Genomic DNA, 21082 nt, shown 5'->3' on the forward strand with positions numbered 1-21082 from the left:
AAAATGACTAAAGCCATTTTTTCAATTCCCCAAAGATTAATTCGCAGTTCTAATGAACCTTTTTGAGAATACATCGACCTTAGGTCAAGAATGAGAAGTCCTGATCACATACTGAGCGAGCTCCTGGTAGTCAACTGCCAGCAAGGAGATAGAAAGGCACTGGAGCTGCTAATCAAAAAGTGGAATCCGAATATTGTCAGGAGAATCTACTTGACCACCAAGAATCAGCAGGCCTCAAAAGACCTGGCTCAAGATTGCTGGATTACAATTATTGAGAAAATTCATTCATTAAAAGATCCGTGTGCATTTGAGTGGTGGTCGCTAAAAATTGCTACCTCAAAGGCGATAAACTGGATCAGGGCTAATCAGCTGGAAAGGAAAAGAGGCGAAATCAGGGCGGTAGCTCAGGAGGATTTTTCAGAGACAACCAATACAAATAGCGATGAAATAATCTCTGCGCTGAGAGTTGCAATTCTAGAATTACCTGAAGAACAACGACAGACGATCGAGATGTTTTACCTCGAAAATCTAAAGATTGACAGCATTGGAAAAATACTCAATCTACCAACCGGCACAGTGAAATCGCGCCTGTTTAAAGCCCGGGAGCGACTAAAGAAAATTTTAAAAACTAAAACACAAGAATCATGAAGGACGAAAAAGAAGAAATCGATCACCTGATCGAACAAGCATTAACTCAGGAGGAAGCTGAGTTTTATCACAAACTGGATGAGCAAAATCTGATTGAAAAGTTTGGCGGTCTGTTTCAAGGCAAGATGAAGTGGATCAATGTGATGAGTATGGTATTTCAGTTTATCATATTCGGAATTGCAGTATACTGTGGATATAGAGCACTTTATGCCATTGATACTACACAGATGCTTCAGTTTGGAATTGGTGCTTTTCTTGCAATGATGGCTGTCTCTTTCCTCAAAATGTATCACTTCATGGAAATGAATAAAAATGCAGTGATCCGTGAAATCAAGAGACTTGAACTGCAGGTTTCAGTACTTTCCAAGTCTTTGAAGAAAGACTAAATCGGTGGTAATTCAGGATATGGAATAATTGCCTCGATGAGAAGCATCACTCCATCTTTGGTAAGCAATGTGAGCGTGATCAGGATACTGCTGATGATCAATGATACGCCCACATTGTTTTTCCTTATTTCTTCAAACTCGTCGATCGGGGTGAGTTTGCTGTAAAGGAAGGTACTGATCAGACCGATCAGGACAGTAGCTGTGTATGCGATGGCGATATAAACCGCTCCTGTGATGAAGTACTCAAATGCAAGCGCAAAGCTGTCTGAACCGCGACTGAGAAGCCGATAAGATGAGATCAAGGGCTGAACAATCCCGCTAATCATGATGCCAACAGAGAGTATGATCGCCGAGGTGAAAATGCTGTAGGACAGATTGTAATCTCTGATCTTATAATATTTCCTTCCCACCCATTGCACCAGCTTATAGGTGAGGGCCAGGATGAATATGCCAATGGTGATGGCTGAAATTATCTCGACGATGGCTAATGCGGCTATGTTAGGGTTCATGTCTGTGAATGTTTAGAGGCTCATATCCTGAACCAGTGCAATTTTCCAGTAATTGATGTTATTTGAATTTGGCGGAAGCATCCCCAAAGGCCAGCCTTTGCCGGTAGTCTCCCAAAAGTAATAGTTCTTTCCCCTGTATTTCAGATGATCGCCTACTGCCGGGATGTGGAGCGCCAGCATGGCATGGGCATATTCATTGCTTATTACAATCATCGGGTCAAAATCCAGCCGCTCCAACATCGCGTAGATGAGCACGGCTCTTGTATCACAATCTCCATAGAGTGAATGGATGAACTCATAAGGCGAAAGCAATCCAAGTGCTATGTTTCCCACACATGGCTTTCCATGGTTTTCTGTTTTCGAACAGTCCTCCTGCCTTACGTAGCTGTAAGGAATATCCTGCACGAAGGTCACGATCATTTCTGCCAGATCCCGCCTGGAAAGCTCTTCCTTCAATGCGATATCTGCTAATGAATCCACCAGAAAATCCATGTGATCGCGGCTCTCCTTTACTAATTCATGATATACTGTGCCCCAGAAGTTTTCATAGGACTCCATATTGATGAGGATATTGTTCCGATTTTCTCCTGCCTTTAAGCTCTCCCGCTCAATTGATTCATAGGAAGCACAAAAGGTTTTGGAATAATCGAGTAACTCCCAATCACGCTGATGCAACCGGTCATTTGATGCGTTTATGACCGTGAAGGAGTCTGAACAACCACCGGGAACAAAGTCCTCCGTTTGAAAAACGCCGATAATTCCTGTCAGGATTATGTATACTGCCATTATGTAAAACAGGAATCGGATTACAGATTTCATCGACATAAATATCAGAAAACTTGGCTAGATTGTCCAAAGCTGGTTGCTCTCTTCGTCTATCAAAAAAGATATAATCATGAGAAAAGTATTTCTTTCAATCGCATCTAGCATGCTTCTTACTCTTTGTTATTCACAAGAAACCTATCCATATGCCTGGCTTGCAGGCCACTGGACTGGAGATGGGTTTGGAGGGGTCTCAGAAGAGCTTTGGTCTCCACCTTCAGAAAATGGTACCATGATGGGGGTTTATCGACATCACAAAGGAGACGGAAGCCTCAATTTCTATGAATTTCTAACGCTGGACAGCACGGGAATGAAGCTGAAGCATTTCAATCCTGATCTGACCGGGTGGGAAACCAAGGAAGATTTCGTTCACTTCGAATTGGTGGAATTCACCGAAAACAAGATCGTTCTCAAAGGGCTGGTATTCGAGCGTAAATCAGATACCGAAATGGAAATCCGCCTGGATCTGAAAAGTGGAGAAAAGAAATGGACGGAGGTTTTTACGATGAAGCGAAAGTAGCTAGGCAAAAAACCAAAAATCTTTGACTGGCTTCTTACCCCAGCCTTCCAGTTGCTTTCTTATTTCCACCTTTTCATCCGGCGAGGTGACCACAATTATGATTTGAGAGTTTGCTATCTCTGGAATGGCACTGAAATGCTCTACCTTAATTCCGTAGACATCTTTGCCCACCTTCCGATGATTGTCACACATCCAGTGGAAGGTGTTTTCCTCTTCCAGTAAAAGCTTTGCCATATCTTTCCCATTTCGGCCTGCGCCCCATAACACCAGCGGGCGATTCCGATCCCTGTCAAGCTGATAGAAGTACCTCAGCTTAAGATCAAAATATCGGTTATCCTTATATTCCTCCCATGTCCGGGATATGCGATCAGATCGATCTCGCCAGTAGTGTAGGACCTTATCGATCCCATGAACTTTCAGGCCCTTTTTGTAGAAGCGAAAACACAGATCATAATCCTCCGGATACACCTCCGGATTGAACGCATCCGCTGAGTCAAAGTCTTCTTTATGGATAATCCAGCTGTGGGATGGAATCACACACTCCTGATAAATTTCCTGATAGTGAGTCTCCGTCCTGGCCACTTCATTGAGCCACTCCTCATATCGCCTGAAGCCGTCTCCCACTTCTCCTTTATCCACAAAATGCTCCGTACCTCCTGCTATAATATGTCCTTTGCCGTATTTCAGCCATTCATTCACCAGCACCTCCAATTTATCATCAGGCATTCGGTCATCAGAGTCCATCCGATTGATGAGCTCACCTTTGGCGTGAGCATAGCCTTCCTTTAGGGCGGGGATCAACTTGTGCCTTTTGCTATGCAATACTTTTATCCGGTCATCCTTCTCCGCATACCAATTTAGAATCTCTGGTGTGCGATCCGTAGAGTGATCATTGATGGCGATGAGCTCCCAGTTTTTATAAGTCTGACGAATGATGGAATCGATACACTTGGGTAAATATGGCGCGGTATCCTTGGTCGCCATGATGATAGAAACGAGTGGCTGGTTCATTTAATGATTCTGGTTTTTACTCCAGTATGGAGACCGGAAGCCCTAAATTAATCGTAATGAGGAAACTAATTCCAAACTACCTCATCATTAAGCCTGGCTGATTTCAAAAAGATGTCCGTCTGGATCACGAAAAAAGCCTCTTATTTCCGAGCCCCAAGCTACTGGAGGTGTCAAAAATTCAGCTCCACGTGATTTTAGTGTTTCATAGCATGCCATGCAGTCTTTGACCCGGATGGTAAATGCATGACTTACTTCATCTGGATTGGAGGGTGGCTGAAATGAAGTCGTGGGCTTATCCTTAGTTGGCCCTCCGGAAGTAACCAGCAAGATCCAATTTCCAAGAAACTGCAATACGCACGAAGTGCCTCCGTATTCGCGATAGATATCAGCACCAAGCACCTGAGTATAGAATTTCTTCGATGCATCCATATCCGAAACCACCAAAATGGTAGTTAGCGCCATATCGTCTGTGGGGAAAGGTGTCTGCTCCATGATTATAAATTTCCCAGGTGTGTATGCTTAAAGTTATCACCAAACTTGAGACCATAGCCGAATATGCGGTCCATGCTTGCATGTCCAAAAAGGATAATTCCGGCCAGCTGGAGCTCGGGGATCATCCACCAAAACCCAACGAAACCTACCAGGATCGCAATGCCTTTATGGTGAAAGAGGTTGTAAGTAGTAGCACCCAGTTTAGTACTGACAGCATATCCGATCATTCCAATATCAGGGGTTAGAATAAAGGCCAGATAAATCCACCAGGCATAGTCAAGGAAAGTGAACAGGTAGATAGAAATGAGGAACATAGCCAGCTCCTCCACTTTTAAGAGGTTATTCATATCAGGAGGTTTTCCTGAAAGATACAAAGCTATTTCCCAAACTTCTCCTCCAGCACCTTTACCCGATATTCAAAAATGCCTCTAAGCTGTCGCCCGACAAACAGCCGCTGAGCAATATGTCCAAGGAAGCCAAATGGAATTTTGTAGGACACTTTATCTGTCATCATCACGCCTTTTTCGTTTTCCTCAAAATGATGCTCATGATGCCACATGCTGTAGGGTCCAAATCGCTGCTCATCCACAAAAAACTTTCCTTCCTCCACATGAGTAATTTCGGTCACCCAGCTTGTCTTTATTCCTGGTAGTGGGGAGACTTTGTAACTGATGATCTGACCGGGATACATGCTCCCTGGCTCACCTGAAGTGATCTTAAAACCCATGTGATCCGGCGTGATTTTTTCCAGGTTTTTTGGAGATGAAAAAAAATCCCAGGCCTCAGACAACCCAATCGGCAACTGCTGCATTACTGTTAATGTATAGATGCCGGAATGCTTTTTGATTTCAACCATGGAGAATTAACCCGCTTTCACCTAAAATGTTAAATAATCCAAAATCAAAAAATCACGTTTCTTAAAAGCAGATATTTGATTTCTTGAAAACACTCCTTTCCATATCACTTTTCCTGGCTGCATTTTATGCAAATGCACAGCGAGCTTACATCTATGGGGTGGTCAGAGACAGCACCACGATGGAGCATATGATTGGGGCTCACGTACGCAACCTGGGTGCCGGAAGCCTGACCTCCACAAATGAAAAGGGGGAGTTTCGCATGCCTGCAAAAGTGGGCGATACACTGGTAGTATCCAGCGTGGGGCATAAAACGCTATTCTGGATCGCTGATTCGAGTTGGTTTGCTACCGATGAGGAAATCGAGTTTTTCCTGCCGGTCAATACCATCTATCTGGATGAGGTGGTGGTGGGGGAGTTTCCGGAATATGAACGCTTCAAAGACCTCATCCTGGCCGAACAGCCAAAGGATACCACATTCAGAATTTTCGGCGTGCCAGAAGTGATAATGGATCCATATCCAGTGCTGGAAAAAAATCAATACTTGCATCCGGCCTTTGTTTTCTTCCATCCTGTATCTGCCATGCATCATTCTTTCAGCAAAAGAGAAAAGGAAAAGCGAAAGATGCAGCACATCATGAAACGAGAGCATATCAGCACTCAGGCCCGATTGAAGTTTACAAGAGAGTGGGTGAGTGAAAGCACCAACCTGACCGGCGATAAGCTGACAAGCTTTATCGCATATTGTGACTTTTCTGAAGCTTACCTGGCCACCGAGACCCTTTTTGCTATCCATGAGCGAATGATGGAGCTACTTCCGAAGTTTCTGGAAGATTACGAAAAAAGCTAGTCCTCCCTGTGCTCTTCCAGGTATCCGGCCACCCGCTGCTCTACATTTTCACGGATATTCATATAGAACAAATTGTAATCTACAACGTGGTAGCGCTTCCAGTTTATCAGGAAGCTTCCAAAGAATTTTGGTTTGTTGATCCATAACATGCCATCCACATTCTGTGCATCAGTGAGGCCCGTCCAGATTTTTCGATAATTTTTCAGAATGCCTCCTTTGTTGGCTCCCCAGGAAACAAGTGTCGTATCTGTGCTCCAGCTCAGGGGATTGACACTTAGAGCATCTCCATACCAGAAATCATGATTGGGGGGATAGTAATCTCTGGCATAGGTATTCCAGGTCAGCCAGCAGCCAGTATCTGACTCCCTCTCACATATAGGAATATCAGAAAAAGTCCCTTTCGAAACGGGCATGCCAATGATGTAAGCAGCCACCAGCTTATCCATCAACGGACGATTCTCAAAAAAATCACGGAGCAGCTTCACCGCATGATCAGTACCCTGGCTGTGAGAAGCAATGATGATTGGTCTGCCATTGTTCCAATTTTCCAGATAATATTCAAAAGCCCTCTTCACATCCCTATAAGCAAATTCCAGCGCCTCCACTTTTAGGGGAAGGTTCTCCGCATAATACACCCCAATATGAGCCTGCCGATAAAGCGGCGCATATACTTTAGCGGAGGCATTGAAAACTGTGGACTGATACTTAATCGTGGATGTGGCAATGTCCTTGTTCAGCTTCTCATCATTCACGTTGGCAAACCATGGATGCTCTTTCTTTTGCTTCTTGGTGTAGATGGTAGGGTAGATAAAAAACACATCCACTTCAGCCGTTTCCTGATATTCTTTCAGCTCTCCTTTTCCCGGCACCTGATCCGCAGCATCTTGCGTCTCCGGATGAGCAATCCAATAGCGCATGTTGGCATAGTCGGGAGCAGCAGGCGTCAACTCCAGATCGTCACGGTCGTATTTGCTTTTGAAGTGCTTTTTGGTTTGAGAAAACAAGCCATGACTTATTGATAAAAGCAATAAAACCCCAAACAGCTTGGTATTGGTAATGCTTATAGACATATTAATATTATAAATAAACTAAATAATACATTTACATGACAATTATAGAAGACTCTTACCAAACCCAAATGAAATGAAAGAACTTTCTGACAAACAAAATGGAATAGGAGGCTGCCCGTTTCATGGTGGCAATACCTCCACTGGCACTACCGACAAACACTGGTGGCCCAATTCACTTAACCTGGATATCCTGAGCCAGCACGATACCAAGACCAATCCATACGGAGAGGGTTTTGATTATAGAGAAGCTGTCAAAGAATTGGATTTTGATAGCATTAAAAAAGACATGCATGCGTTAATGACTGACAGCCAGGACTGGTGGCCGGCAGACTGGGGTCATTACGGAGGATTCATGATTCGTATGGCATGGCATGCTGCAGGAACTTATCGAATTTCTGATGGAAGAGGCGGTGCAGGTACCGGAAACCAGCGATTCTCCCCGTTGAACTCCTGGCCGGACAATGCGAGCCTGGATAAAGCCAGACGTTTATTATGGCCTATCAAAAAGAAGTATGGTAATAAGATTAGCTGGGCTGACCTTTTCATTTTGGCCGGTAATGTCGCCTATGAATCCATGGGATTAAAAATGTATGGATTCTCATACGGAAGACCTGACATCTGGCATCCGGAGAAAGACATCTATTGGGGATCTGAAAAGGAGTTTCTTGCACCAAGTGAGGAGCGCTATGAAAATCTGGATGACCCCTCTACACTGGAAAATCCACTGGCTGCTGTGCACATGGGGCTCATATACGTGAACCCTGAAGGAGTTAATGGTAAACCCGATCCACTAAAAACAGCCGCTCAGGTAAGAGAGACGTTTGCCAGAATGGCCATGAATGATGAAGAGACCGTAGCGTTGACTGCCGGTGGTCACACCGTGGGAAAAGCCCATGGAAATGGTGATGCCAGCAAACTTGGTCCCGAACCAGAAGGAGCATCCATTGAAGAACAAGGCTTTGGGTGGTCCAATAGTCAAAATGGTGGATTGGGCAGACACACTGTCACTAGTGGATTGGAAGGTGCCTGGACTTCAGAGCCCACCAAATGGGATAATGGATATTTCAAAATGCTTTTCGAGCATGAGTGGGAATTAAAGAAAAGCCCTGCGGGCGCCAATCAGTGGATGCCTGTAAATATCAAAGAAGAGGACATGCCAGCGGACGTGGAAGACCCGTCTATCAGAACTATGCCGATAATGACAGATGCAGACATGGCCATGCGCGAAGATCCCATCTATAGGGAGATTTCTCTCAGGTTTAAAGACGATCAGGAATACTTTTCTGAAACATTTGCCCGGGCATGGTTTAAGCTTACTCACAGGGACATGGGACCCAGAACCCGATACATCGGCCCGGAAGTTCCAAAAGAAGATTTGATCTGGCAAGATCCGATTGAGCCGGGAAATGCATCCTATGATGTGAATGGAATGAAAGCTAAAATCGATAATTCCGGTTTATCTGTGGCAGATATGGTAGCCACCGCATGGGACAGTGCCCGAACGTTTAGAGGGTCGGACATGCGTGGAGGAGCCAATGGCGCCAGAATCAGACTAGCCCCACAAAAAGACTGGGAAGGAAATGAGCCAGCCAGGTTGTCAAGCGTGCTGGCAAAGCTTGAGCCTATTGCCGCTGAGTTCAATGCAAGCATCGCAGATGCTATCGTATTGGCCGGAAATATTGGCGTGGAAAAGGCGGCCAAAGCAGCAGGATTCAACGTATCCGTTCCTTTTGCTCCCGGGAGGGGAGATGCCACTCAGGAAATGACTGATGTGGAAGCTTTTGCCCCGCTGGAGCGAGTGGCTGATGGTTTTAGGAATTACCAGAAGAAGGAATATGCATCCTCTGCAGAAGAAATGATGCTCGACCATGCACAGCTGCTTGGATTGACAGCTCATGAAATGACTGTTCTCGTAGGAGGTATGCGAGTATTGGGCACCAATTATGGTGGTTCAAACCACGGCGTATTTACTACCAAAGTGGGAGCCCTAACCAATGACTTCTTCGCAAAGCTGACAGACATGAGTTATAAGTGGGAGCCAAAAGGTAAAAACCTCTATGAAGGAAAGAACCGAAAAACAGGAGATGTAGTCTTCACAGCTACCCGAGCAGACCTGGTATTTGGCTCCAATTCCATCTTAAGAGCCTATGCAGAGCTATACGCTCAGGATGACAACAAAGAAAAGTTTGTTCATGACTTCATAGCAGCGTGGACAAAAGTGATGAATGCAGATCGTTTTGATCTGGCCTAGTGTTAGTCAGATCATTTGAAAAGAAGAAGGCCCACATGATGGGCCTTTTATTTTTTCTTGCACCACATCAATGGTTTCCTCAAATGATTCATCTCATCATCGGAACAGTGTATAGCAGTTTCCTGTTTACCTTTAAACAAAACTTAAAAGACCTAAAACGATGAAACTGAAACTGCTTTACACTTTTCTAATTGGTTTATTGGTGGTGTCATGCACCTCCACTTCAAACAAGGAGGAAGCATCTGACGCTGTTATTGATGTGATGGTGCCAATGGTGGAAGGTAAGGAAACTACCTACTCCACTGACTCTACAGTAATGATCGGATATCTGGCTTTTGATGCCAATGACTCTTCCAAGCGTCCCGGCGTGATTGTGGTTCACGAGTGGTGGGGCCATAACGAATATTCGAGGCAAAGGGCTGATATGCTGGCTGAGCTGGGTTATGTAGCCCTGGCTGTGGATATGTATGGCGATGGTAAGCAGGCTGCACACCCGGGAGAGGCCGGCGAGTTTGCCGGAATGGTCATGGGCAACTTTGATGAGGCAAAAGCCCGATTTGAAGCTGCCATTGAGACGCTTAAAAATCATCCGAATGTGGATGATGATAAGATTGCTGCCATTGGCTATTGCTTTGGTGGATCAGTGGTGCTAAGCATGGCGAACTCAGGGTACGACCTAGATGCGGTGGCGGCATTCCACGCAGGGCTCCAGCTACCAGTTATGCCGGACTCTGGTACCGTGAAAGGCCGGGTACTAATTGCACAAGGAGCTGAGGATCCGTTTATAGCAGATCAGCATATTTCAGATTTCAAAGCGGCGATGGATGCTGCAGGAGCCAATTATGAATACATTGAATATGAAGGAGCTGTTCATGCATTTACCAGCAAAGGAGCGGATTCTCTAGGGGCCAAGTTTAACCTTCCATTAGCGTATAATGCGGCGGCTGACAGTGCGAGTTGGGAGAAGATGAAAGTGCTTCTAAGTGACGCTTTCATGTCTAATTAAGAAAGAATTAACTGATAAAAGGGCACCAATAGGTGTCCTTTTCTATTTCCAGACGTGGATCTTTCCTTTCTCATCCACCATGATTTTCTTATACTCCACCGGCACCACCACCTCAAAATCCGAATTGATCACCCCCAGCTTCCAGGTTTTTTTGTTTTTGATGAGCGCATATTTTCCTACGAAATCGCTGACCCAGAATCTTCTGACCGGGCCGAGTTCGCCTATATGTGTGCCACTGGAGCTAAAGTGGTTGCTCAACTCATGAAAGGTATTGCTTAGGTCGGCCATGGCTACTGGCACCACTACCTTGCCCTCTTTGTCAATAAAGCCAAACTTGCCATTTCGTTCTACCATGGCCCAGTTGTCATTTTCCCTATCAAAGTAGCTGATCCGGTCGTAGATTGGCTTAACCACTTCCCTGCCGGATTTGTCTATAAACCCGTACCTGCCATTGGCCTTCACTAGTGCGAGATGGGAGGCTCCTTTCGTCCCAAAACCATAAATCCGTTCATATTTTGGAGTAATTATCTCTTTGCCCGTGCGGTCTATTACACCATACAATCCATTCATTTCAACTCGTGCCCACTGGCTGGCGATGCTCCCAAAAGAAGATACAGAGCTATACTCCGCCGGAACAACCTCATTTCCTGTGCGATCTATGAATCCCTTCAACCCATTCTTTTCTACCAGAGCCCAATCGGCCCCAATGGATCCGAAACTCCCGATCCGCTGATATACAGGCGGGATGATCTCCTCACCGGAACGATCAATGAAACCATATAATCCGTTTTTTTCTACTTTGGTCCAGGCCACATTGCTGCTGCCGAACGAACCTATGCTGGTATAGATAACCGGCACAATTTCCTGACCGGAACGATCGATAAAGCCATAAAGGCCGTTGCTGAGGACCATGGCCCAATTCACATTTTTGTCTCCAAATTCGTAGATGCGATCATACACCGGACTGACGATAACTTTGCCGGAGCGATCCAGAAATCCGTAGCGACCATCCTTTTGGATTTTTGCCCAGTTTAGACCCGCCTCTCCAAAAGCGTAAATCTTTTCATACTCGAGGGGGAGCACCTCCTTTCCCTGACGATCGATAAGACCGTACTTGCTGTCTTTTCGGACGATTGCAAAACTGCTGTTTCCATGTTCGCCAAAACTGGCGATGTAATCGTATTTAGCATCCTCCTGTGCATAGGAAGTGAATGCGAGTAAAATAAAAAAAGCCTGAAGTACTTTCATGAGTTAGTCTTTCAGGCTAATGACAGGGAGTTAATAGAATGGTTTCTTACGAACTTAGCTTCCGCATCCCACACACTCGATTTCTGAGTTTATCGGTCGGGTGCCATTGAGTTTCATTTTTAGGTTGTGAATCTTGTCCTTGATTTCCATATCGGAAAACATGTCTCCGGTCAGTTTAGATTCTAGCTCTGTGATTTCGGATTGGATTTCTTCTGTTGTCATGACGTGCTTGTTACGGGTAATAGTTTAAAACTAATCAAAACAGCATTTATTAAAAAGAAGTTTAACCAATCAAAAAAGGACTCCAACTGGGAGCCCTCCTTTTTAACTACTGCCTTAGTAGTTCCTTAGTTTCAAAATGTATTGGTTCAAATCTGTAAGAATTCGTATCAAGGCACGACTCATTGGCTTATTGATTCCTAATTCGTACACTTAATCATATTTTTGAAAATCTTTGATAGGTGAAGTCTTCCTTTCAGCGGTTTAGAAATATGATTTCAAACAGTCCAATGTCATGCAATATTTAGAAGGTGCAGTTTATCTGATAGCAGCTCAATTATTGGTTTGTGCAATCTTGAATTTGCGAAGTAAATCTCAATCCAATAGAATTCTTGGTCTATTCTTACTCGTCATGGTCGATAATATTAGGAAGTCATTCATTCCACTGTATATAGACGATGTTTACCTCAATATTTTCACTTATAACATTCATTCCGACATGCTTTATGGGCCATTGATGTTTTTGTATTTGAAATCAAAAACTCAATTGTTGATCCGCAAGGATTTCTTTGGTCATCTCACATTACCTATTATATATAATCTTGGTCTTGTCCTATTCATGCTGGTCTTTCGGTTTGTCTTGGAAAAGTCGACAGGCGAGAAGGGCTATATAAACTTGTGGGTGACGGAGACACGAATTATTACTTTTCTGATCTACCTCTATTTGAGTTTTCAAATTGTAAAAAAGGAAAATTGGAATATGGTAAGGTATGCAAGCAGGTTCCAGTTTTTCTTCCTATTCTTCGGGAGCTACTGTGTGTTATACTACACTAATATTTTTATGGGCAAGTATGCATACATCTTTATTCGTGAATCTCAGCCCACCTATGCATATGTGAGTTATGGGATTTTTCTATTGCTGATGATTTTTCTTGTTTTTTATGGCGCCACCGAAGTAAACTGGCTCAAGTCGTTCTTTTTAAACTCCAACTTACACCACCCTAATGAACGACAGTATGTATTTGAACAAATCAAAGGTAGAATTGATGATCTTTTTGAGGTAGACAAAATCCATTTGAATGATCAACTTAGCCTGAGTATGATGGCAAGTAAGTTGGAGGTAAGGAATGGAGAGCTAAGCGACTATCTACTACAAGTGGAAAAAACTAACTTCTATGACTATGTGAATACTCGACGAATAGAAGAGTTCAAATCAAAACTAACAAACCCAAAATTCCAGCATTTGGATATGTTGGGTATTGCTTATGAAAGTGGCTTTCAATCTAAAGCCACTTTCAATAGAGCCTTTAAAAAGCATGAGAAAGTTACTCCGCGAGAGTATAAAAGTATGCTAACTACTTGATGCCGATCACTGCTTTGTGAGTCTCTTTCACACCACTTTGAAGTAATGTCTCCACAAAGACGACTCCAGAATAGTTTAATGAAACCTTCAGTTCCTTCCTATCCACTTTGCCCGACTCAAAAAGCTTATTTCCAGACATCCCCCAGATTACTACATGCTCAATAGTCTCTTCAGATTCAATTGTAATATGCCTGGATTCACTTGGGTTGGGATACACTTTAATTGAGCTTGCTTCCAAGCCCAAACCGAGAGGAGCTTGAGACAACTCAATGTCCAAGAAACGAGAAAATGTAGAAATCCCCTCGGAATTGCTTATTTCAAGTGAAACATCAAACACACCTGGCTCTGTGTATACATACATAGGTGACTCCTCTTCCGAATCCACTACGCCATCATCGTTAAAATCCCATGCAAAGCTCACCTCATAAGAATCATCATACTTGCTATTGCTGGTAAATGAAATCTCTTCTCCGGTTATTTGCACACCACTTATACTAAAATGAGACTGCAGATACGCATCTGGAATAACCTCCGCAACCTCCAAAGTCTGGTTGGCAGTAGGGCTATATATCTTTTGAACATGTGCCTCCGGCCAATGTATTTCAATACTGTCAATTGATGTATTTTCTCCCAACCCAAAGTGAACACGCAAGTCATTTAAACTGGAATAACCAGAATTGGAAGCAAGCTCCCTCATTTTCCTAATAACCGTCTCTCCGGATGATTGATACAAATACACTCTTGCGCCAATGGCTGCATAGTTCGATACTACACCCTCCAACTTTAATTGAACCCAAGAATTCCCACTTCCAGTATTTCTATATAAGGCATTGGATCCCTCAACATTTGCCACCAAAGCGTCGAGATAGCCATCCCCGTTATAATCACCGAGAGCTACGCCATAATATGATCCCAACGTGGATACGAGCTCCTCTGATTCAACCTCTGTAAAAGTCTTGTCTCCGTTATTAATAAAAAACTCAACTGGTACATCCGTAGAACAAATCCATTGGTTACAATTAGGTCTAAATCTCCATCATTATCTATATCTCCCCATGATGATCCTATTGCAGGATGGTTATTTTCTGATAGGCCCGAACTTGGAACTTCGGTAAATACTCCATTATCATTTTCAAGTAAAACATTTGGAGCAGAGAATCTTGCCAGAAATAAATCCAAATCCCCATCATTGTCCATATCTCCCCAGCTGGCACCAAAGGCAGTGTAAGTTTTGTCTGGAAAAAGATCGAGTGAGGCAGAGAGACCATCTGGGCCGTTCAGATAAGCATAGACATCATGGGCTTCATTAGTTACTATCAAATCCTGATCTCCATCATTATCCCAATCTGCCCAACTGGCACAACGAGAATCACCCCCAGATCCATTGATAGAAATTGATCTAAAGGTTCCATCCCCATTATTTGTGAAAAAAAGATTTACTCCAGAATTTGAGTTGGCAACAATTGCATCGAGGTAGCCATCACTATTATAATCTGCCCATCCTGCCGCTTCTGAAAAATTGGTAATGTTCAAAATACTACTCTGATCAATTTCAAGACCATCAGGACCATTTAAAAAAAGATAGTTTTTTGTGCCAGTCCCCCAAGTGGTAACATACATATCCAAATCACCATCATTTTCAACATCAATCCAGTTAGCTCCAACAGCTCGTAAGCCTGTAGAATTTATCGCTCTATCTGATGATAGTTGAAACACGCCTTCCCCTTGATTTAAATATATCTCCGAGGCGGTTTGATCCCCATTCGTAAAGAATATGTCAACAAGACCATCTTGATTGATATCGATTAAACCTGCTGTCCTGCTACTCCTTTCGTTGTTGGTAGCCACGGTAGCAACTTTATCAAAATGCTGAGCATGCAAGTAAAACGCCATGAAGGAGTACAAGCTGGCTAATAGTAAATTTTTTCGCATCATCTTTTTTTGAATTCAAAGGTTTTGAAAAGATGTGCGGTTAGAGACTCAATGAAGATTTGAGACGAAATAAATTAAGATATATGATCTGGTGCGGTATTCATCTGATCAATTGCTTGGACTACAATCCTCACTCAATCTCCACCTTATCCAAATTCAAAAACTCTATGGTTCCCTGGTCTGACAGTGTCACACCAATGACCGAGTCTTTGGCGATGTTTCCCGCCAGGATTTCTTTTGAGAGCTCATTCAGGATTTCTCTCTGGATGACACGCTTCAATGGTCTGGCTCCAAACTGAGGATCAAAACCAATCCTGCCGAGATAGGCCAGGGCCTGATCGTCAGCCTCGATTTTTATTCCGTTTTCCGCCAGACGTTTCTGGATCAGCTTAAACTGAATACCCACAATCTTCTGCAGATCCTGCTTACTCAGTGGTCGGAACATAATCGTTTCGTCCACCCGGTTGAGAAACTCTGGACGTACAGACTTTTTCAGCAATTCGAAGACCTGATTTTTAGTCTCCTCAATCACAGGTTCTGGGTTCATTTCGTCCATTCTTTCAAAATTCTCTTGGATCAGCCCCGAACCAATATTGGTCGTCATTATAATGATCGTATTCTTGAAGTTGGCCACACGTCCTTTGTTATCAGTCAATCGACCATCATCCAAGACCTGAAGCAGGATGTTAAAAACATCAGGATGTGCTTTCTCAATCTCATCAAGCAAGATTACACTGTATGGCTTCCTACGGACTGCCTCTGTCAACTGACCCCCCTCATCATAACCCACATATCCCGGAGGCGCACCAATTAATCGACTCACCGCATGACGCTCCTGATACTCAGACATGTCAATCCGAACCATTGAGTTCTCATCATTAAAAAGATATTCAGCAAGGGCCTTTGCCAGCTCTGTTTTACCAACACCGGTAGTGCCCAGGAAAATGAAGGATCCGATAGGGCGCTTTGGATCATGCAATCCGGCTCTGCTCCTTCGCACAGCATCAGATACTGCCTGAATCGCCTCGGACTGACCGGCAACCCTCCTCCCCAACTCTTCTTCCAAGTGGATCAATTTTTCCCGATCGCTCTGTAGCATCTTGGACACGGGTATTCCGGTCCATTTGGCAACCACCTCCGCAATATCCTCCGCATCTACCTCCTCCTTCAAAAGGCTTTTCTCACCTTGCATTTCGTGTAGCTGCTTTTGATATTCCGCCAGCTTTTGCTCGGACTCCACGATCTTCCCATAGCGGATTTCTGCGACCTTTTCATACTCACCGGCACGCTCAGCCTGCTCAGCTTCAGTCTTATATTTTTCAATATTCTCCTTCTCCTCTCGCAAACCTTGAATCACTGATTTTTCATTGTCCCACTTCGCTTTTAGCTCGCCCCGTTCGGATTCCAAGTCAGCAATCTCCTTATTCAGTTGCTTTTCCTTTTCTTTATTTTTCTCTCTCCTGATCGCTTCACGCTCAATCTCCAGTTGCATAATTCTGCGATTCAGCTCATCCAGCTCTTCAGGGAGGGAATCAATTTCAATACGCAGCTTTGAGGCGGCTTCATCCATGAGGTCAATGGCCTTGTCTGGCAAAAATCGATCAGAGATATACCGGTGGGATAATTCCACCGCGGCAATAACCGCATCGTCTTTCACTCGAACACCATGGTGTACCTCATACTTATCCTTAATACCACGAAGTATAGAAATGGCATCAGCCACACTAGGCTCATCTACTGTGATTGCCTGGAACCTCCGCTCCAGCGCCTTATCTTTCTCAATGTATTTCTGATACTCCTGAAGCGTGGTGGCACCAATAGCATGAAGCTCCCCTCGAGCCAAAGCAGGTTTAAGAAGGTTTGCCGCATCCATCGCTCCTTCGCCTCCTCCTCCGGCACCTATCAATGTGTGAATCTCATCAATGAAAAGGATAATCTCCCCGTCACTGTCGGTCACTTCTTTGATGACGGCTTTCAGTCTCTCCTCAAACTCACCTTTGTATTTGGCCCCCGCCACGAGCAAGCCCATATCCAGTGAAATGATGGTTTTTGATTTAAGGTTTTCCGGCACATCCCCGTCTACAATTCGCTGAGCCATCCCTTCCACAATTGCAGTCTTACCAACTCCCGGCTCTCCTAAAAGAATCGGGTTGTTCTTTGTCCTTCGTGCCAAAATCTGAAGTACCCTTCGGATCTCTTCATCCCGGCCAATTACCGGATCGATTTTTCCCTTCTTGGCCAATTCATTTAGATTCTTCGAGTAACGTTCCAAAGACCTATACTTTGATTCCGCATTTTGGTCGGTTACTTTCTCTCCTCCACGAAGTTCTTTAATGGCACTGATGAGCTGCTTTTCCTGAAAGCCAGCATCTTTCAATACCTGTGCTGGCTTGTCGGTACCAGCCAAAATTCCAAGAATGATGTGCTCCACTGCCACATATTCATCCCCAAAATCCTTCAAATACTTTTCCGCTTTTTGCAGTGACTTGGCCGCATCATTGGAAAGGTATGGCTGACCGCCGGATACCTGAGGATAGTTGCTCACCACTCCATCCAGAGGTGCCTCTATCATCTGCCTGTTGGCCCCCAACTTCTTTAGAAGAAATGAAATCAGGTTCTCATCAGACATTAAAATGGCCTTCATCAGGTGGCCGGTTTCAATTACCTGCTGGCTTCCCCCCGAAGCAATTTCTGTTGCCTTTTGAAGGGCTTCCTGTGCTTTGATTGTATAATTATTGAAATTCATTAGTCTTTTAGTTCTTGTACAATCGGAAGATTACAAATGCCATTCCAAAGAAAAAATTGAACTATTTCAAGACATTTTGACAGAAAGAAGGTGAGTGATTAGAAAAAATAGGGACAACTCGTCAGTCAGAAAAAAGGGAAAGTGATTATAAAGATTCTAGTCTTTTCTTTCGGAAATTTTTACTAAAACTTGATTTTCGTTTGTTTCTGAGCTATAACAAGCTAATTTTAAGGTTCAAAATTTTAAACCTGACCAAAATGAAAAAAGTATTATTGTTATTAGCGATGGTTGCATTCCTAGGAGCTTGCACATCATCGTCTTCATCATCATCTGAATCAGAGGCAGAAGACGCTGTAGAAGAGGCAGGCGAAGCAGCTGAAGAGGTGATGGATGATGCTGGAGAAGCTATGGATTCTCTTGGAGTAGCTGTAGATTCTCTTGCTGCTGAAGCAGAGGAAGCTGCTGAGGAAATGGCTGACGAAGCTGACCAGTAAGAAGAATAGTCGAAATAGAAAATTGAAGGGAGCTTAATCGCTCCCTTTTTTTATGCTAGCTAAAATCTGACATCTTACGATCCTGTCTGAATATCCAGACCATTAAAATAACCCCTGCAATCGTCAATGGAATGCTGAGAATCTGCCCCATGTTTAGCGCCATTCCTTCTTCAAAGGCTTCCTGATTCATCTTGAAAAATTCATCTACAAAACGAAGTGACCAAAGGACGATCATGAAGAGAGCAAAATTGAATCCTTGTGGCAGGAGGTTCCTCTTTTTGAGCCACAACCAATAAAGCACGATCATGAGCAATAGGCAATACAATGCTTCATAAAGCTGTGCTGCATGGCGTACCTTTCCAAGCGCAGATATCTCCACTATCTCTTTTCCGTCTTTTTGATAGTTCTTATAAATCAATGGTCCATCTCCAAAATCTACATGCTCTGCAACTTCGGTATATCTATCCAGGGTGCCCTTCAACTGATTCTCAACAAACAGTTTGTCCTTCATTTCAAATTTCACACCTCTTCTGTATTCAATAATGGCTGTGATTGGGACTATGCCAGCTTGATCACTTGCCATCTCACCCCCTTTTTGGAATCGGACATCATCCACATCTTCCGAATAGTTCAAGACATCCTGCGCAGCTCTGGCGTACACAATCCCCGTGTTGGAGTTGGTAAGCGTACCTTCCATTTCGGAATTGAACAAGTTTCCCGTACGGATCATTGCGCCGGTCAGGGCTACTACAATCACCAAACGATCCAGTATCCACAAGTAGCGATACCTGTATTTCTTACAGAAAAAATAAATGGCTACCAAAATGCCTAATGCCCCTCCATGACTTGCCAGGCCACCTTCCCATACCATCAAAATTTTAATGGGATTGGATAGATAGTATTCCGGATTGTAAAACAAACAGTGGCCAAGTCTGGCACCTATGATGGTTGCCAAAATCATATAGCCAGTAATCCGCTCTACATCTTTCTCGGGTCTTCCCTCGGCTTTGAAAATTTTGAAAAATACCTGCTGGGAAAGCAAGAAACCAAGGGCAAAAAGTACCCCATACCACCTTGGTGCGTAATCGACAAAGGGAAGATTAAAAATGGCTGGATCAACCGTCCAGATGACATAGCTAAGGGCGTTCATTCACATTATTTTTTGAGGATTTTCAAAGATGACCCAATCTTATGAAAGGTCTTAGACTTTTCTCCAGAAAAATGGAGTAAACAAAATGAGAACAGTGAATAACTCAAGCCTGCCAAGGAGCATCATAAACGAGAGTATCCATTTCACTCCATTTGGCAAGTGGGCAAAATTATCAACCGGGCCTACATCTCCGATCCCCGGGCCAATGTTGCCCAGCGTGGTAGCCACTGCGCCAAGAGACGTATTGAAGTCAATATTGAAAGACGAGACAGCAATGGCTCCAAAGCATACAATCAAAATGTAGATCATAATGAAAGCAAGCACATTGAACGTAATATCCCGGCTCACTGACTTTCCATTGAACCTAACCGGGATAATTGCCGATGGGTGTAGAATTCTCTTGAGCTCCAACATGCTGTTCTTGATCAGCAGGATATGTCGCACCAATTTAACCCCTCCGGCCGTTGATCCTGCTGAACCGCCTGCAAACATCAGGAGGAAGAAAAGCACTGTTATGAAGGAAGTCCAAGCTGTATAGTCATGCGTCACATAGCCAGTTGTGGTCACTATTGATACTATTTGAAACATGGCATCACGTATGGACTTTTCCAAAGTGTCATGTCCCAGATTGTATATAATCAGCCCCACAAAGAGGGACGCCACTACACAAAAAATGAAGTAAAAACGAAACTCTTCGTTGTTGATCACTTTTTTGAACTTTCCGTGAAGCCCGAAATATGTCATGGTAAAATTGGTCCCTGCCATGAACATGAAGAAGATGATGACATACTGAATGAAGGGGTCAGAATAATACGCGATGCTTGCATTCTTCGTAGAGAACCCTCCGGTTGCCATGGTGGTGAGGCTGTGGTTGATGGCATCATAGAAAGTCATGCCACCGGCCCAAAGCAAAATCATTTCCGTGAATGTCAACCCGCAATAGATAATCCAAAGTCTCTTGGCTGTTTCCTTTATTCTGGGCTGAAGTTTATCCGGGGAAATCCCTGGTGCTTCCGCAACAAAGAGCTGCATGCCCCCAATACCTAAAAGTGGGAGAATGGCAACTGTAAGCACGATGATTCCCATCCCACCAATCCATTGGGTTAGGCTCCTCCAGAAAAGAATCCCCTTCTGGACGGATTCAATATCTGTGAGCACGGTGGCTCCTGTGGTAGAAAAACCCGAAAGTGTTTCAAAAAAGGCATTAGTAATGTCTGGAATAGCACCACTTAGCATATATGGCAGGGAACCAAAGAAAGACATGGATAGCCAACCCAGGGTCACGATAAGATAACCATCCTTTTTTCTCAGGTCATTGTTTGGGTTATTTCTGGTCAGCAGGAGCAAAAAACCTCCAAAGCCAATAGCTATCATAGCAGAACTGATGAGTGCCAGGTGATCCCCCTCACCATAATAGAAACTAAAAGGCAGGCAGGTCAGCATGAATGCCCCATTGATGAGGAGCAATATTCCGATGACTTTTAAAATTACCTTGTAGTTAAACTGCATGG

The 21082-nt window shown here is 43.9% G+C and carries 22 protein-coding genes; 8 read left to right on the top strand and 14 right to left on the bottom strand.

The features are described from left to right. Positions 1-90 precede the first annotated feature (90 nt). Together RLN88_RS05325 and RLN88_RS05330 are read left to right on the top strand one after the other, a co-directional pair. Positions 91-648 (top strand): RNA polymerase sigma factor, encoded by a 558-nt coding sequence (locus RLN88_RS05325; RefSeq protein WP_350220341.1) that lies wholly within the window; start codon positions 91-93, stop codon positions 646-648. Further along, positions 645-1034 (top strand): DUF6768 family protein, encoded by a 390-nt coding sequence (locus RLN88_RS05330; RefSeq protein ID WP_350220342.1) that lies wholly within the window; start codon positions 645-647, stop codon positions 1032-1034. Before RLN88_RS05325 ends, RLN88_RS05330 begins: the two co-directional genes overlap by 4 nt. Here the strand turns inward: RLN88_RS05330 and RLN88_RS05335 are convergent. After that, a complete protein-coding gene (locus RLN88_RS05335) occupies positions 1031-1543 on the bottom strand; it encodes a DUF350 domain-containing protein (protein WP_350220343.1) in 513 nt (170 codons plus the stop codon). The two genes, RLN88_RS05330 and RLN88_RS05335, sit on opposite strands and share 4 nt — an antisense overlap. Positions 1544-1555: 12 nt before the next feature. After that, positions 1556-2329, bottom strand: coding sequence for a hypothetical protein (locus RLN88_RS05340; protein ID WP_350220344.1), 774 nt, complete (start codon positions 2327-2329; stop codon positions 1556-1558). Positions 2330-2438: 109 nt separating this feature from the next. Here RLN88_RS05340 and RLN88_RS05345 point away from each other — a divergent pair, with 109 nt between their 5' ends. Beyond that, a complete protein-coding gene (locus RLN88_RS05345; RefSeq protein ID WP_350220345.1) occupies positions 2439-2885 on the top strand; it encodes a DUF6265 family protein in 447 nt (148 codons plus the stop codon). On the opposite strand, the gene RLN88_RS05350 is transcribed toward RLN88_RS05345, so the two are convergent. The 4 genes from RLN88_RS05350 to RLN88_RS05365 all read right to left on the bottom strand — a co-directional run bounded on the left by RLN88_RS05350 (position 2886) and on the right by RLN88_RS05365 (position 5244). Further along, positions 2886-3896, bottom strand: coding sequence for a glycosyltransferase family 2 protein (locus RLN88_RS05350; RefSeq protein ID WP_350220346.1), 1011 nt, complete (start codon positions 3894-3896; stop codon positions 2886-2888). An 87-nt stretch (positions 3897-3983) separates the two neighbouring features. Further along, on the bottom strand, positions 3984-4388 hold the full coding sequence (locus RLN88_RS05355) for a VOC family protein (protein ID WP_350220347.1): 405 nt from the start codon (positions 4386-4388) through the stop codon (positions 3984-3986). A gap of 2 nt (positions 4389-4390) precedes the next feature. Next, a complete protein-coding gene (locus RLN88_RS05360) occupies positions 4391-4735 on the bottom strand; it encodes a DUF4260 domain-containing protein (RefSeq protein WP_350220348.1) in 345 nt (114 codons plus the stop codon). A gap of 29 nt (positions 4736-4764) precedes the next feature. Continuing rightward, a complete protein-coding gene (locus RLN88_RS05365; RefSeq protein WP_350220349.1) occupies positions 4765-5244 on the bottom strand; it encodes an SRPBCC family protein in 480 nt (159 codons plus the stop codon). An 83-nt stretch (positions 5245-5327) separates the two neighbouring features. Between RLN88_RS05365 and RLN88_RS05370 the strand changes: the two genes are divergently transcribed. Then, a complete protein-coding gene (locus tag RLN88_RS05370; protein WP_350220350.1) occupies positions 5328-6092 on the top strand; it encodes a carboxypeptidase-like regulatory domain-containing protein in 765 nt (254 codons plus the stop codon). Here RLN88_RS05370 and RLN88_RS05375 read toward each other — a convergent pair. Beyond that, entirely contained in the window at positions 6089-7162 is a 1074-nt protein-coding gene (locus RLN88_RS05375) for a DUF3089 domain-containing protein (RefSeq protein WP_350220351.1), read from the bottom strand. The genes RLN88_RS05370 and RLN88_RS05375 overlap by 4 nt on opposite strands. A gap of 73 nt (positions 7163-7235) precedes the next feature. Here RLN88_RS05375 and katG point away from each other — a divergent pair, with 73 nt between their 5' ends. Together katG and RLN88_RS05385 are read left to right on the top strand one after the other, a co-directional pair. Then, positions 7236-9413 carry a catalase/peroxidase HPI gene (gene katG / locus RLN88_RS05380; RefSeq protein ID WP_350220352.1) on the top strand — a complete coding sequence of 726 codons (2178 nt, stop codon included), beginning with the start codon at positions 7236-7238 and terminating at the stop codon, positions 9411-9413. 160 nt (positions 9414-9573) lie between these two features. Continuing rightward, the gene (locus RLN88_RS05385) at positions 9574-10419 is read left to right on the top strand and encodes a dienelactone hydrolase family protein (protein WP_350220353.1); all 846 of its coding nucleotides are present in this window, start codon (positions 9574-9576) and stop codon (positions 10417-10419) included. A gap of 42 nt (positions 10420-10461) precedes the next feature. Here RLN88_RS05385 and RLN88_RS05390 read toward each other — a convergent pair whose 3' ends face one another. Next, the gene (locus tag RLN88_RS05390; protein ID WP_350220354.1) at positions 10462-11667 is read right to left on the bottom strand and encodes a WG repeat-containing protein; all 1206 of its coding nucleotides are present in this window, start codon (positions 11665-11667) and stop codon (positions 10462-10464) included. 54 nt (positions 11668-11721) lie between these two features. After that, positions 11722-11889: a hypothetical protein gene (locus tag RLN88_RS05395; RefSeq protein WP_350220355.1), complete on the bottom strand. Its 168-nt coding sequence runs from the start codon at positions 11887-11889 to the stop codon at positions 11722-11724. 292 nt (positions 11890-12181) lie between these two features. On the opposite strand from RLN88_RS05395, the gene RLN88_RS05400 reads away from it, so the two are divergent. After that, a complete protein-coding gene (locus tag RLN88_RS05400; protein WP_350220356.1) occupies positions 12182-13249 on the top strand; it encodes a helix-turn-helix domain-containing protein in 1068 nt (355 codons plus the stop codon). Here the strand turns inward: RLN88_RS05400 and RLN88_RS05405 are convergent. The 3 genes from RLN88_RS05405 to clpB all read right to left on the bottom strand — a co-directional run bounded on the left by RLN88_RS05405 (position 13242) and on the right by clpB (position 17927). Then, complete coding sequence (locus tag RLN88_RS05405) at positions 13242-14255, bottom strand: ASPIC/UnbV domain-containing protein (RefSeq protein WP_350220523.1); 1014 nt, start codon at positions 14253-14255, stop codon at positions 13242-13244. The two genes, RLN88_RS05400 and RLN88_RS05405, sit on opposite strands and share 8 nt — an antisense overlap. Further along, positions 14144-15184: an FG-GAP repeat domain-containing protein gene (locus RLN88_RS05410; protein ID WP_350220357.1), complete on the bottom strand. Its 1041-nt coding sequence runs from the start codon at positions 15182-15184 to the stop codon at positions 14144-14146. The genes RLN88_RS05405 and RLN88_RS05410 overlap by 112 nt, the downstream gene beginning before the upstream one ends. Before the next feature lie 127 nt (positions 15185-15311). Continuing rightward, a complete protein-coding gene (gene clpB / locus RLN88_RS05415; RefSeq protein WP_350220358.1) occupies positions 15312-17927 on the bottom strand; it encodes an ATP-dependent chaperone ClpB in 2616 nt (871 codons plus the stop codon). A gap of 284 nt (positions 17928-18211) precedes the next feature. Between clpB and RLN88_RS05420 the strand changes: the two genes are divergently transcribed. Continuing rightward, positions 18212-18421, top strand: coding sequence for a hypothetical protein (locus RLN88_RS05420; protein WP_350220359.1), 210 nt, complete (start codon positions 18212-18214; stop codon positions 18419-18421). 55 nt (positions 18422-18476) lie between these two features. On the opposite strand, the gene RLN88_RS05425 is transcribed toward RLN88_RS05420, so the two are convergent. Then, positions 18477-19571: a prolipoprotein diacylglyceryl transferase gene (locus tag RLN88_RS05425; RefSeq protein ID WP_350220360.1), complete on the bottom strand. Its 1095-nt coding sequence runs from the start codon at positions 19569-19571 to the stop codon at positions 18477-18479. Positions 19572-19622: 51 nt separating this feature from the next. Then, positions 19623-21080 (bottom strand): TrkH family potassium uptake protein, encoded by a 1458-nt coding sequence (locus RLN88_RS05430; protein WP_350220361.1) that lies wholly within the window; start codon positions 21078-21080, stop codon positions 19623-19625. Positions 21081-21082: the final 2 nt, after the last annotated feature.

The sequence above is a fragment of the Ekhidna sp. genome (assembly GCF_040223195.1).
In the GTDB taxonomy this organism is placed as follows: domain Bacteria; phylum Bacteroidota; class Bacteroidia; order Cytophagales; family Cyclobacteriaceae; genus Ekhidna.